The 11,914-nt window shown below is 42.3% G+C and carries 12 protein-coding genes; 10 read left to right on the top strand and 2 right to left on the bottom strand.

What is annotated here, in order from left to right; all coding sequences use genetic code 11:
* Nucleotides 1-278 precede the first annotated feature (278 nt).
* On the bottom strand, nt 279-980 hold the full coding sequence (locus BXY41_RS24915) for a hypothetical protein (protein WP_104439586.1): 702 nt from the start codon (nt 978-980) through the stop codon (nt 279-281).
* Between the two features lie 276 nt (nt 981-1,256).
* Nucleotides 1,257-1,847 carry a hypothetical protein gene (locus BXY41_RS24910; protein ID WP_104439585.1) on the bottom strand — a complete coding sequence of 197 codons (591 nt, stop codon included), beginning with the start codon at nt 1,845-1,847 and terminating at the stop codon, nt 1,257-1,259.
* Between the two features lie 14 nt (nt 1,848-1,861).
* Between BXY41_RS24910 and BXY41_RS27525 the strand changes: the two genes are divergently transcribed.
* From BXY41_RS27525 to BXY41_RS24860, 10 genes are all read left to right on the top strand, one after another.
* A complete protein-coding gene (locus BXY41_RS27525; RefSeq protein ID WP_104439584.1) occupies nt 1,862-2,557 on the top strand; it encodes a site-specific integrase in 696 nt (231 codons plus the stop codon).
* A 173-nt stretch (nt 2,558-2,730) separates the two neighbouring features.
* Nucleotides 2,731-3,810: an SH3 domain-containing protein gene (locus BXY41_RS24900; RefSeq protein ID WP_104439583.1), complete on the top strand. Its 1,080-nt coding sequence runs from the start codon at nt 2,731-2,733 to the stop codon at nt 3,808-3,810.
* A gap of 223 nt (nt 3,811-4,033) precedes the next feature.
* The gene (locus tag BXY41_RS24895) at nt 4,034-4,345 is read left to right on the top strand and encodes a DUF3970 family protein (RefSeq protein ID WP_104439582.1); all 312 of its coding nucleotides are present in this window, start codon (nt 4,034-4,036) and stop codon (nt 4,343-4,345) included.
* Nucleotides 4,346-4,349: 4 nt separating this feature from the next.
* Nucleotides 4,350-5,396, top strand: a complete 1,047-nt coding sequence (locus BXY41_RS24890; protein WP_104439581.1) for a V0D/AC39 family V-type ATPase subunit — start codon at nt 4,350-4,352, stop codon at nt 5,394-5,396.
* Between the two features lie 17 nt (nt 5,397-5,413).
* Complete coding sequence (locus BXY41_RS24885; RefSeq protein WP_104439580.1) at nt 5,414-7,342, top strand: V-type ATP synthase subunit I; 1,929 nt, start codon at nt 5,414-5,416, stop codon at nt 7,340-7,342.
* A gap of 21 nt (nt 7,343-7,363) precedes the next feature.
* On the top strand, nt 7,364-7,795 hold the full coding sequence (locus tag BXY41_RS24880) for an ATP synthase subunit C (protein ID WP_104439579.1): 432 nt from the start codon (nt 7,364-7,366) through the stop codon (nt 7,793-7,795).
* 3 nt (nt 7,796-7,798) lie between these two features.
* Nucleotides 7,799-8,107: a V-type ATP synthase subunit F gene (locus BXY41_RS24875; protein WP_104439578.1), complete on the top strand. Its 309-nt coding sequence runs from the start codon at nt 7,799-7,801 to the stop codon at nt 8,105-8,107.
* Between the two features lie 16 nt (nt 8,108-8,123).
* Nucleotides 8,124-8,726, top strand: coding sequence for a V-type ATP synthase subunit E (locus BXY41_RS24870; RefSeq protein ID WP_104439577.1), 603 nt, complete (start codon nt 8,124-8,126; stop codon nt 8,724-8,726).
* Complete coding sequence (locus tag BXY41_RS24865; RefSeq protein ID WP_104439576.1) at nt 8,719-10,485, top strand: V-type ATP synthase subunit A; 1,767 nt, start codon at nt 8,719-8,721, stop codon at nt 10,483-10,485. Before BXY41_RS24870 ends, BXY41_RS24865 begins: the two co-directional genes overlap by 8 nt.
* Before the next feature lie 14 nt (nt 10,486-10,499).
* A complete protein-coding gene (locus tag BXY41_RS24860; RefSeq protein WP_104439575.1) occupies nt 10,500-11,903 on the top strand; it encodes a V-type ATP synthase subunit B in 1,404 nt (467 codons plus the stop codon).
* Nucleotides 11,904-11,914 lie beyond the last annotated feature (11 nt).

Raw genomic sequence — 11,914 nt, 5'->3', positions numbered from 1 at the left:
TTCTGTGTGAAAAGTTTGTTAGAAACTTTTCAACTTTACACCATTATCTCAATTTTATGAGGAATCCAAAAGTAGACGGGTTATTTACCATTTACCTTTCATCGAGCCCCTCCCCTAAATATAAATTTATATCCTCTTACATATAACACTGTAATTACCCAAAAGAAAACACCCATCTTTCGACAGGTGCATTTTTTACAATATGGCTCTATTTTAAGCCCTTATTATGATCCGATTGTGATCGGTACAAAGTACCTGCCCTTTCCCCATAACAACCCTTAAAAGGTTCCTACGTACTTAAATCTGCCGGTTATATCAATCTGCCCAAAACAGCCGTTTATTTCACAGATTGCTTTCATTGCATACCTGCCTGACAGCTTCGATGGATCAATGGACCTTGTTACCTCCATATCGTCCAGGGGAAGTGTTATATCCCGCTGCCGGATCCCAATGAATTCACACAGGGAATCACGATATTGTTTTAATGTCATGGGAAAGGTAAGACCGCGGTACCAGGCTGACACATCGATTTCAAAGTTCAGCATACGGTCATAGGCTACAATCTTTTTCTTACTTACATCTGCCTGCCGAACAAAGCTATCTACCTTGTAGATTCCCAGCATCATTTCATAATCTCCCACCTCTATGGACAGTACGAATTCTTTCCCGGTAACGTCCATATTCACATCATTAACAACAATCTCTAATCTGGCAGCACTGCATTCCCCGAATTTTAGTTCCGAAGTGTCGCATACCGCCTGCTCCAGTACGAACGATTCTGACGAGATCTGGTCCTTATCAACCAACAGCAGGGGAGTATCATCTACCGGAAACAAATCGTCTGCTGGCCAAACATTGTCTCCTGGATATAGTAGATCAACGCTTCTATCGTAAAACCTAAGTCTGGCAGTCTTTACCGTCTGTTTAAATATATTATTTTCCCGGTATAGGTTCTTTATTTCCTCCGGAATTTCAATCATGGATTATCGCCCCTTTCTATACTAAATTTGCAAACAAAAAAAGACGCAAGAACAACGAACCATCAATTTGATGAATCGCTATTCCCACGCCTTATTATGGCTTCCAGGCTGTGACCCGGGGTACTCGTCAATATTTGTTTGCTATAGATATTATACCAGAAAGAGAGGGGGTATGCAAGCGGAAAGGCTTATTTTACAAGGGCTAATCTACATCTTTATAGTATACTTTTATAGTCATTCTTATATCTTACCCAAGACAAATCTATTGCTAATTAATCATTTCTTGTCTTCTAAACTTTCATCTATACAAAAGAGAATATAATCATCTATATTATAATATAAAAGTGAGAGGATAACATAGGAAACTAATACAAACAGAACAACTGACAACATATAAATTTTTAGTGATAAAAATTCTTCGAATCCTAAATCTTTAGAAACAAGCGCTACTATGAGCGCTGAACAGCTTATAGTCATAGGCAAAAAGGCAGGCAAACCATACTTTTTATCTTTCTCTTTATCAACTTTTAATTTAACTCGAATCAATTTTAATTCCTCTGCTTTGTAATCATGTAATATAATTTTTAAAGAATCATATTTCTTCCGTTTATCTTTCTTATAGACTCTACACGCATTTCGTCCTATAGATAAACAATCACCCTTTTCAATACTCTTATCAAGATTATAATAATAGATAGATGTTACTGCTAATAAACACAACGTGATACCAGCAAAGTAAGTCCAATATTTATTTCCCCCATTATTACAACAAAACAAAGCCACAATACTAAATGCAAAATACACCATAGGTAGAATTAAAGCCCTCGTATTGTTATATTGCTTAATGTCTTTTAATATTTTTTCCATAGAATCCTCCAACAATTTTCTACAATTATATACTAAATTTTTCCATAAAGGAAGCACCCAGTTTCCCAGGTGCTCCCTCTCACTCCCTCACTTCAATATATACCTTTTTAAACTGCCCTTCCTGCTTCCTTGCAACCTTCAGACTTTTAACCTCTCCGGGGGATTTTAAATTATTTGAAGCAAAAATAGATGATATTACACTCAAAACAGCTTTTAATACTTTATACTATACCGGAGTGCGTTGTGGGGAGCTGCTGGCCCTCAGTCCAGAGGACATCGACGTTAAATCAAACACTATTTCAATTTCCAAAACGTATCACCGACATGATCAAAATGACGTTATTACCTCACCCAAAACAGTCGGCAGTACCCGGCTTATAACTATACCGCCGTTCCTTACAGATTGCTTGAAAAATTATATAGGTATGAACTACGGAATAGGACCTAAGGACAGGCTTTTTCAAATCACCCGATACAAACTAAGCATCGGCTTAAAGGAAGCCTGCGCATCTTCCGGAATCAAGCCAATACGCATACACGACATTCGACATAGCCATGTCTCCCTATTGATAGACATGGGATTTTCTCCCTATCTAATAGCCGAGCGGATAGGGGATTCAGTAGACATGGTAAACAACATTTACGGGCATTTATATCCTAATAAACACAATAAAGTTGCAAACAAATTACAGGAATTAGTATCAAAATAGTATCACAGCTAATTTTTATATACAGGGAATCCTTTATTTATAGGCACTCCCTGTATATTTTTTAATTTTCTCTTACAAATTCAAAAACAATAAAATAACAGGTGCGCAATTTACTATAATCTAGTATAATGTCTGTATATTAGGATAGAACCGTTTTGCAAAGGAGGAAATACATGGGAACTACAGATAACAGTCTCTGGATCAAAATCCAGCAGGGTTTGAGGGAAACTGAGGCACTTATGAACCAGAAGCAGTATAACATGGTCATGATCAAAGCCCGTCAGACTCTGGAATATATGATTCATTTTCTAGCCGAAAAGGCTTTGATTGTGGAAACCGATCTGGCAGACAGCATTGACCAGTTATATGAAGGACGATTTATTTCCCAGGCGGTCAAAGATCACTACCATCGGATCCGGGTACTTGGTAATAAAGCAGTTCACGAAGGCAATGACAGCCCCTATGATGCGTCAGAAGCCTGTAAACTGATTTCGATTGAAGTTACTGCCTTTACAAACGCATTTCATAAAAGCAATCAGAGTTCACAAGCCCAGAGACCACGCACTGCAGGTGTACAGGCCGCTCCCATCGCATCAAGAGCTGCCTCCCAGAGAACTGCCGCTACAGCAGATGAGCCCAGAAGAACAGGAACGCCTCAAAGAGCCAATACCGGTTCTTCCCGCAGAGCGCCACAGAATTCTGGTTCCAGATCAGGTCAAAGACCACCCCAGGGCACTGCCTCAAGGAATGACAGACGCCCGGCTTCTCAAAACAGAAGCCGACGCCGTATCAAAAACAGACGTTCTGATTTATCCGGTTTGTTAAAGCCGCTTCTTATATTTTTACTTCTTTTTGTTGTGGTGCTGATGATTGTAAAGCTGATACCAGGGAAAGATAAAAAGAATGAGACTCTGCCTACAGAGATTTCAACAGAAGCTACTTCAGAACCAATATCTACTACTGCAGAAGTTGTCACTGAGCCTGCGGAAACAGAAACAGAGCCTCCGAAAGTTTATACAACTAAAAGTAAACTTAATGTCCGGTCCAAACCTGCTTCCGACAGCACAAAGCTTGGAAGCCTAGCGTCTGGTACTGTTGTGGAGTATGTTGATACCTATGATGATAAATGGACCGTTATCACGTTTGAAGGCAAACAGGCTTATGTTGCAACGGAATTTTTAACTGTTACGGAAGGAACTGGTAAATCAGAAGCAGAATCGGCTTCCGAAACCACGAAAGCCGCAGGTCAATAAGATTATTAAGCGAAGAATCAAAAGCAGACAGCTTTTGGTCTTCGCTTTTTTTATGTATATAATGCATAAGTAAAGTACCGTTAGCATACCTTATATTTATGTTAAAATTCAGACTTCTATTTGATTTTTTACAAATTACTATGGAAATTTTTTTTAATTGTAGTATTATTAATAATTAGAACCTTTTTATTTAGTTCACTATTCACAAAAGGAGGGCAAAAAAATGGATGTTGTGATTGATAAAATATCTGAGATCGAATCAGCTGCCACTTCCATCATGGAACATGCCAATGAACAGAAAAAAGCGTTTGCAAAAGAAATGGATGAACGCACTGCTGCATTTGATGCCCAGCTGGAACATGAAACAGAAAAAGAAATAGAGAAACTGAGAGCAGGTATGGAAATCAAAATGAATCAACGCTTAAAGAAACAGCAGGATGAATTGCAGGAAATCCTGAAAGCTATGGAAAAAAACTTTGAGGTCCATCATACCCAATATGCAGAGGAACTATTCAATAACATGATAAAGGAGTGATTCCATGGGAAATCTGTTATCCTACAGCGGTTTGACAACCAAGGTACGGGCGATGGAAAGCCATCTGATCTCCGACAGCCAGTTCCGTGATATGGCTGCTCTTGAAACAGTTTCCGATGCAGTGGAGTATTTACGACATTTAAAAGCCTATGAGGGCTTGTTTTCCGATGTGGATGACGAAAAACTTCACCGGGGTGCCATTGAACAGCGGCTTATCCTGTCACTGTACCAGGATTTTGCAAAGCTCTACCGTTTTTCCAACCTGACACAGCGTAAATTCCTTGACTTATATTTTATGCACTTTGAAATCGATATCCTGAAAAAATGTTTCCGTAACGCCATGGGACGAAACCAGCTGGATATCGATCTTTCTGTATTCAGGGACTTTTTTTTCAAACACTCTAAACTGGATCTATTGAAGCTTTCCTCTTCCGCAAATTTACATGAGTTTATTGCAAATCTGGAAGGCTCCATCTACTACGATCTTCTGATCCATTTAGAAGAGGGAGCCGAAACCACACTGTTTGATTATGAAGTACATCTGGATCTGCTTTATTTCAAAACAATCTGGAAAGTAATGAGCAAATACTTAAACAAAAAGTCACAGGAACTTCTAATCCAATGTTTCGGCAGCAAACTGGATTTGCTTAATATTCAGTGGATATACAGATCCCTTAAATATTACCACTTGAAATCCGCTGATATTTATGCACTTCTTATTCCCTATCATTATCATTTAAAGAAGGATCAGACTTCAAAGATGGTAGAAGCCGGGACCATGGATGAATTTTTTGCTGTTCTTAAAACTACCTTTTATGGTCAGAAGGCTGATATGGATGTAAGGGAGAAACCGGATTTAGAGCAGCTTACCAGCGAGGTGCTTGATAAGATATACCGTTCCACAAGCAGACAGAATCCTTATTCCATCGCAACATTAAATTCCTATCTTTATTTAAAGGAGGAGGAAATTCAAAAAATAATAACACTCATAGAGAGTATCCGGTATCAGCTGAAGCCGGAAGAAATTATCTCCTATGTAGTTAAACAGTAAAGGGGGTAGCTTTTCCTGTGATTGAAAAAATGAAGTTTTTAAGTATTACCGGACCGAAAGAAGATATTGACCGGGTCATAGATACCTATCTGTCCAAATATGAGATTCATTTAGAGAACGCGTTGTCCGAGCTGAAAACGGTAAAAGATTTACGGCCTTATATCGAAACCAATCCATATAAGGACACATATCAGCGGGCCCAGGAGTTGTCCAGACTTCTTCCTGATAACATTGCTGATACAGGCTTAAAGGATGTATCAATTGAAGAAGCGGTCAGAACGGTTGAGGAAATTGGATCTCAGGTGGAAGAGCTGACCACTGCACAGGCAGAATATCAGGAAAAAATCGATGCCTTAAACCAGTCTCTGGAAAAAATAATACCGTTCACGGGACTGAATTACGATTTGAGTTCCATATTGCATTTTAAGTACATCAAATTCCGTTTTGGACGAATCTTACATGAATACTATAACAAATTCGAAAGCTACGTTTATGACACCATAGACACAGTCCTTTATAAATGCCGGGAAGATTCAGAATACGTCTGGCTGGTTTACTTTGTTCCAGATACAATCTCTAATCAGATTGATGCCATTTATTCGTCCATGCATTTCGAACGATTCTTTGTGCCTGACGAATATAAAGGTACTCCATCCGATGCCATTCATACCCTGCAGGATAAAATAAAGGTGCTTGAGACAGAACAAAATGCAGTGAAAAAGAATCTGGCGCAGATACTGGAGACAAGACGGATTGATCTATTATCCGGATTAAACCGTCTGGAAACGTTTTCCACCAATTTTAATGTGAGAAAGCTTGCCGCCTGCACCAAGCAGAATATCAATACCTTTTACATTCTCTGCGGCTGGATGAGCTTCCGGGACGCCAGGGCATTCCAGAAAGAAATCTCCAATGACGAAAAGACTTTCTGCATCGTGGAAGATGACCACAGTAACATTATGAGCGATCCTCCCACAAAGCTGTTAAATCCCCGGTTATTTCAGCCATTTGAATTGTTTATAAAAATGTACGGTCTTCCGGCATATAATGAGATCGATCCAACGATTCTTATTGGAATTACTTATTCATTCCTGTTTGGTTTCATGTTTGGGGATGTTGGTCAGGGACTTTGTCTCCTTTTTGGCGGATTCCTTCTCTTCCGTCTGAAAAAGGCCAGCCTGGCAGCCATCATATCCTGCTGCGGATTCTTTTCCACCATATTCGGATTCCTGTTTGGCAGCGTATTTGGATTTGAAGATGTGATACATGCCGTATGGCTGCGCCCAATGGAGCATATGACCAATCTGCCGTTTATCGGTAAACTGAATACCGTATTTATCGTTGCAATTTGCATTGGTATGGGGATTATACTTCTTACTATGATTTTAAATATCATAAACAGCATCCGGTCACATGATCCGGAGCGAACGTTTTTTGATACCAACGGTGCCGCAGGACTTGTCTTTTATGCAAGCCTTGTCCTTACCATTGTTCTTTATATGACAGGCAATCCAATTCCGGCATCCGCAATTTTATTGTTCATGTTCGGACTTCCGCTGCTCCTTATATTCTTTAAAGAACCGCTTACCGCCCTGTTAGAGCGCAAAGCGGCAGTACTGTCGGAAGGCAGGGGGATGTTTGTTATACAGGGATTTTTCGAACTGTTTGAAGTTCTCTTAAGCTATTTTTCCAATACACTTTCCTTTGTCAGGGTGGGGGCTTTTGCAATCAGCCATGCTGCAATGATGGGAGTTGTATTAATGCTTTCCGGAGCAGAGGCCGGCAACCCCAACTGGATTGGAGTGATCTTAGGCAACTTATTTGTCTGCGGTATGGAAGGACTGATCGTAGGAATTCAGGTCCTTCGTCTGGAATATTATGAATTATTCAGCCGCTTTTACCGTGGAACCGGCCGTGCATTTAAACCTTACGGAAAGAAAAATTAATTATTTCAGGAGGAAACCAATATGTCAACATTAGTAAAAATTACATTAGCAGCTGCATTACTTTTAAGCATTGCAATCCCGTTCGGAGCTTTTGCCATGGGGGAGAAATCAAAAGGGCGTTATAAAAAAGCGCTGGGAATTAACTTACTTCTGTTTCTTGGCACCATTGCCGTATCCGGTATTTTTCTCTTTAACGGCCAGGCACAGGCTGCTGAAGCTGCTGCAAATGCTTCTGCCGGCGTTGCAGGAATGGGATATCTGGCAGCCGCTCTTTCTACCGGTCTTGCCTGCATCGGCGGCGGAATCGCTGTTTCCGCAGCAGCAAGCGCAGCACTGGGTGCCATTAGCGAAGATGGCTCCATACTTGGTAAATCACTGATCTTCGTAGGTCTTGCCGAAGGTGTTTGTCTCTATGGCCTGATCATATCCTTTATGATCTTAGGTAAATTATAATTTATGAAAATGTATCTGATCAGCGACAATGTGGATACCTGGACCGGTATGAGACTGGCCGGTGTGGAAGGCGCTGTCGTTCACGAAAAAGCAGAATTGAAAAGCCAGCTTGATAAGGTTCTGGCCGACAAAGAGATCGGGATCATCCTCTTGACGGAAAAATTCGGGAAAGCATTTCCCGACATCATTAATGATGTTAAATTAAACCGTAAGCTGCCGTTAATTATCGAGATCCCTGACCGCCACGGTACTGGCCGCAAGCCCAACTTTATCACGGACTATGTCAACGAAGCAATCGGATTAAAACTATAAGAAAGAGGTGGTCATCTTGACAACTGAGGAAAAATTGCAGCACTTCCTTGAGTTTTGTATGGAAGATGCCAGGTCCCGCAGTGCAAAGATGCTTGATGAATATACCGCTGCATTAGAGCAGACCTTTTCAGAACATCAAGAAGATGCGAAACGCAGAGCCAGACAGCAGGTGGCATCAGAAAGCGAACAGATCGAACGGGAGATTAACAAACGGCTCTCCTTAGAGCAGATCGGCACAAAGCGTGAATTTGGAAAAAAGCAGGATGAGTTAAAAGAAAAACTGTTTCAGGAGTTACAGGAGATGGTGAATCATTTCAGGAACACCCCCCAGTATACAGAGCTGATTGAAAAGGAAATCAGGGAAGCAAAGGAACTGGCTGGAAAAGAATTTATTACCATCTACATTGATCCGGCTGACGAGGAAAAAATCAGGAGCCTGTCCTTACCGGAAAGCGCTGATATCCGGGTCAGCGAGTATTCATTCATGGGCGGAACAAGAGCCGTGATTCCTAACAGACACATTTTAATTGATAACTCCTTCCAGACAAAACTGGCGGAGGCAAAACGGGATTTCCGGTTTAATATAAAAGATTTGATGGGAGGTACGGAAAATGACTAATACAGGCACCATTTCCGGCATCAACGGCCCCGTCATTTATTTAAAGGGCGATCCCGGATTCAGAATGAATGAAATGGTCCATGTGGGAAAAGATCATTTAGTCGGCGAGGTAATCGGACTTACGGACCGCCGCACCATCGTTCAGGTTTACGAGGAGACCAGCGGTATAAAGCCAGGGGAAACAGTCACCTCCACAGGTTATCCTGTTTCCGTAACTCTGGCCCCCGGAATTCTCAACAATATTTTTGATGGGATCGAACGTCCCTTAAGCGAAATTGCAAAAACAGGAGGCGCTTATATTGACAGAGGAATCCACGTAGATTCCCTTGATACCGAAAAGCTCTGGCAGACTCATATTACGGTTAAAAAAGGCGACCACTTACTTCCTGGCGCAATTATCGCAGAAGTACCGGAAACACCTGCCATCGTTCACAAGGTAATGATCCCCCCTGATGTGGAGGGAATCGTACTTGATGTGGCTGAAGACGGCAATTATACCATATCTGACCCAATCATTACACTAAAGCTTACTGACGGAACAGAAAAGCAGCTGACAATGACACAGAAGTGGCCCATCCGGGTTCCAAGACCTACATTAAAACGATATCCGGCAACCAAACCGCTGATCACCGGTCAGAGAATTATTGATACCCTCTTCCCTCTTGCCAAGGGCGGTACTGCCTGTATCCCGGGTGGTTTTGGTACTGGTAAAACCATGACTCAGCATCAGATTGCCAAATGGTCAGATGCTGATATCATCATCTATATCGGCTGCGGAGAGCGCGGCAATGAGATGACTCAGGTACTGGAAGAATTCTCACAATTAATTGACCCCCGTTCCGGCAACCCCTTAATGGACCGGACTACTCTGATTGCCAACACCTCCAATATGCCGGTAGCCGCCCGTGAGGCCAGCCTTTACTCCGGTCTTACTCTGGCAGAATACTACCGTGATATGGGATATCATGTAGCCATCATGGCAGATTCCACCTCCAGGTGGGCAGAGGCTCTTCGTGAATTATCCGGCCGTCTGGAAGAGATGCCTGCAGAAGAAGGCTTTCCTGCTTACTTAGCATCACGTTTATCCGCTTTCTACGAGCGTGCAGGAATGATGCAGAATATTAATGGAACAGAAGGCTCCGTTACAATTATCGGCGCTGTTTCTCCCCAGGGAGGCGATTTCTCAGAGCCCGTAACACAGAACACAAAACGTTTTGTCCGCTGCTTCTGGGGTCTTGACCGGAATCTGGCTAACGAGCGTCATTTCCCAGCCATTCACTGGCTTAGCAGCTATTCCGAGTATTTAACGGATCTGGCTCCCTGGTACCTGGAAAAGGTGGATAAAAAGTTTGTGGATTACAGAAACCGTATGGTGTTTATCCTGACACAGGAAAGCAGTCTGATGGAGATTGTAAAGCTGATTGGCGGAGATATGCTTCCTGATGACCAAAAGCTGATTTTAGAGATTGCCAAGGTCATCCGAATCGGATTTTTACAGCAGAATGCCTTCCATAAGGACGACACCTGCGTTCCTATGGAAAAGCAGTTTAAGATGATGGACTTAATTCTCTATCTGTATAAAAAGTCCCGTTCCCTGGTTTCAATGGGAATGCCCATGTCTGTCCTGAAAGAAGATCCTGTCTTTGATAAGATTATATCTCTGAAATACGATGTACCAAACGACAGACTGGATCTATTTGATGACTATAAAAAACAGATTGATAACTTTTATGATTCTGTCATAGAACGAAACGCATAGGAAGGAGGCAGACGATGGCAATTGAATATTTAGGCTTAAGTGCAATTAACGGACCCCTGGTTGTTTTAGAAGGCGTCCAGAATGCTGCCTTTGACGAAATCGTGGAAATGACAGTAGCTGGTAAAACACAGAAACTGGGACGTATTATTGAAGTTTATGAAGATAAGGCAATTATTCAGGTATTTGGAGGAACCGACGGACTGGCTCTTAGAAATGTCCATACAAGACTGACCGGACGCCCCATGGAGCTTGCTGTTTCCGAAGACATGCTGGGCAGAACCTTTAACGGAATCGGAGAACCCATTGACGGATTGGGTGATATTAACTCAGATATCTATCTTGATATCAATGGAAAGCCATTAAATCCCGTTACCAGAGAATATCCCAGAGATTATATCCGTACCGGAATCTCAGCCATTGACGGTCTGATGACCTTAATACGCGGTCAGAAGCTTCCCATATTCTCCGGAAACGGTCTTCCCCATGATGAGCTGGCTGCACAGATTGTACAGCAGGCATCCTTAGGGGATGATTCCAAATCCGGTGAAAAATTTGCTGTTGTATTCGCAGCCATGGGCGTGAAATACGACGTCGCCGATTTCTTTCGGCGTACCTTTGAAGAAAGCGGCGTATCCGACCATGTGGCAATGTTTATTAACCTGGCCAATGATCCGGTGGTAGAACGTCTTATTACCCCAAAAGTGGCACTTACTCTGGCAGAATACCTGGCTTTTGAAAAGGGGATGCATATCCTGGTTATTTTAACGGACATGACCGCTTATGCGGAGGCACTTCGTGAGGTTTCTTCCTCCAAGGGAGAAATCCCCTCCAGAAAAGGTTACCCCGGCTATCTGTACAGCGAGCTGGCATCCATCTATGAGAGAGCAGGCATTGTTAAGGGGCGGCATGGATCTGTTACCCAGATTCCCATTTTAACCATGCCAAATGATGACATCACCCATCCAATCCCTGATCTTACCGGTTATATCACAGAGGGACAGATCGTTTTGGACCGGAACTTATATGGGCAGTCCGTTTATCCACCCATTAACGTGCTCCCGTCCCTAAGCCGTCTGATGAAGGATGGAATCGGAGAAGGCTTTACCAGAGCGGACCACCAGGGTGTGGCGAACCAGCTGTTTTCCTGTTACGCCAAGGTTGGTGACGCAAGAGCTCTGGCATCTGTAATTGGTGAAGATGAGCTTTCCCCCATTGATAAAAAGTATCTGGTATTTGGTAAAGCATTCGAAGACCGCTTTGTCGGACAGGGAAATCACTCCAACAGAAATATTCTTGAGACATTAACCATCGGCTGGGAACTGCTTGGTCTGCTCCCAAGAGCGGAGCTGGACCGTGTCGATACCAAAGTATTAGACCAGTATTATAAGGAAACCACCGCTGAAGCTTCAGGCGAATAGGAGGGGTCAGA

Origin of the sequence: Lacrimispora xylanisolvens (assembly GCF_002934545.1) — a bacterium.
In the GTDB taxonomy this organism is placed as follows: domain Bacteria; phylum Bacillota; class Clostridia; order Lachnospirales; family Lachnospiraceae; genus Lacrimispora; species Lacrimispora xylanisolvens.
This window is presented reverse-complemented; position numbering and strand designations above follow the sequence as displayed.

What these genes read in the sequence shown, in the direction of transcription:
- BXY41_RS24915 (WP_104439586.1), bottom strand. Translation starts at nt 980, where the DNA reads ATGATTGAAATTCCGGAGGAAATAAAGAACCTATACCGGGAAAATAAT.
- BXY41_RS24910 (WP_104439585.1), bottom strand. Translation starts at nt 1,847, where the DNA reads ATGGAAAAAATATTAAAAGACATTAAGCAATATAACAATACGAGGGCT.
- BXY41_RS24900 (WP_104439583.1), top strand. Translation starts at nt 2,731, where the DNA reads ATGGGAACTACAGATAACAGTCTCTGGATCAAAATCCAGCAGGGTTTG.
- BXY41_RS24895 (WP_104439582.1), top strand. Translation starts at nt 4,034, where the DNA reads ATGGATGTTGTGATTGATAAAATATCTGAGATCGAATCAGCTGCCACT.
- BXY41_RS24890 (WP_104439581.1), top strand. Translation starts at nt 4,350, where the DNA reads ATGGGAAATCTGTTATCCTACAGCGGTTTGACAACCAAGGTACGGGCG.
- BXY41_RS24880 (WP_104439579.1), top strand. Translation starts at nt 7,364, where the DNA reads ATGTCAACATTAGTAAAAATTACATTAGCAGCTGCATTACTTTTAAGC.
- BXY41_RS24875 (WP_104439578.1), top strand. Translation starts at nt 7,799, where the DNA reads ATGAAAATGTATCTGATCAGCGACAATGTGGATACCTGGACCGGTATG.
- BXY41_RS24865 (WP_104439576.1), top strand. Translation starts at nt 8,719, where the DNA reads ATGACTAATACAGGCACCATTTCCGGCATCAACGGCCCCGTCATTTAT.
- BXY41_RS24860 (WP_104439575.1), top strand. Translation starts at nt 10,500, where the DNA reads ATGGCAATTGAATATTTAGGCTTAAGTGCAATTAACGGACCCCTGGTT.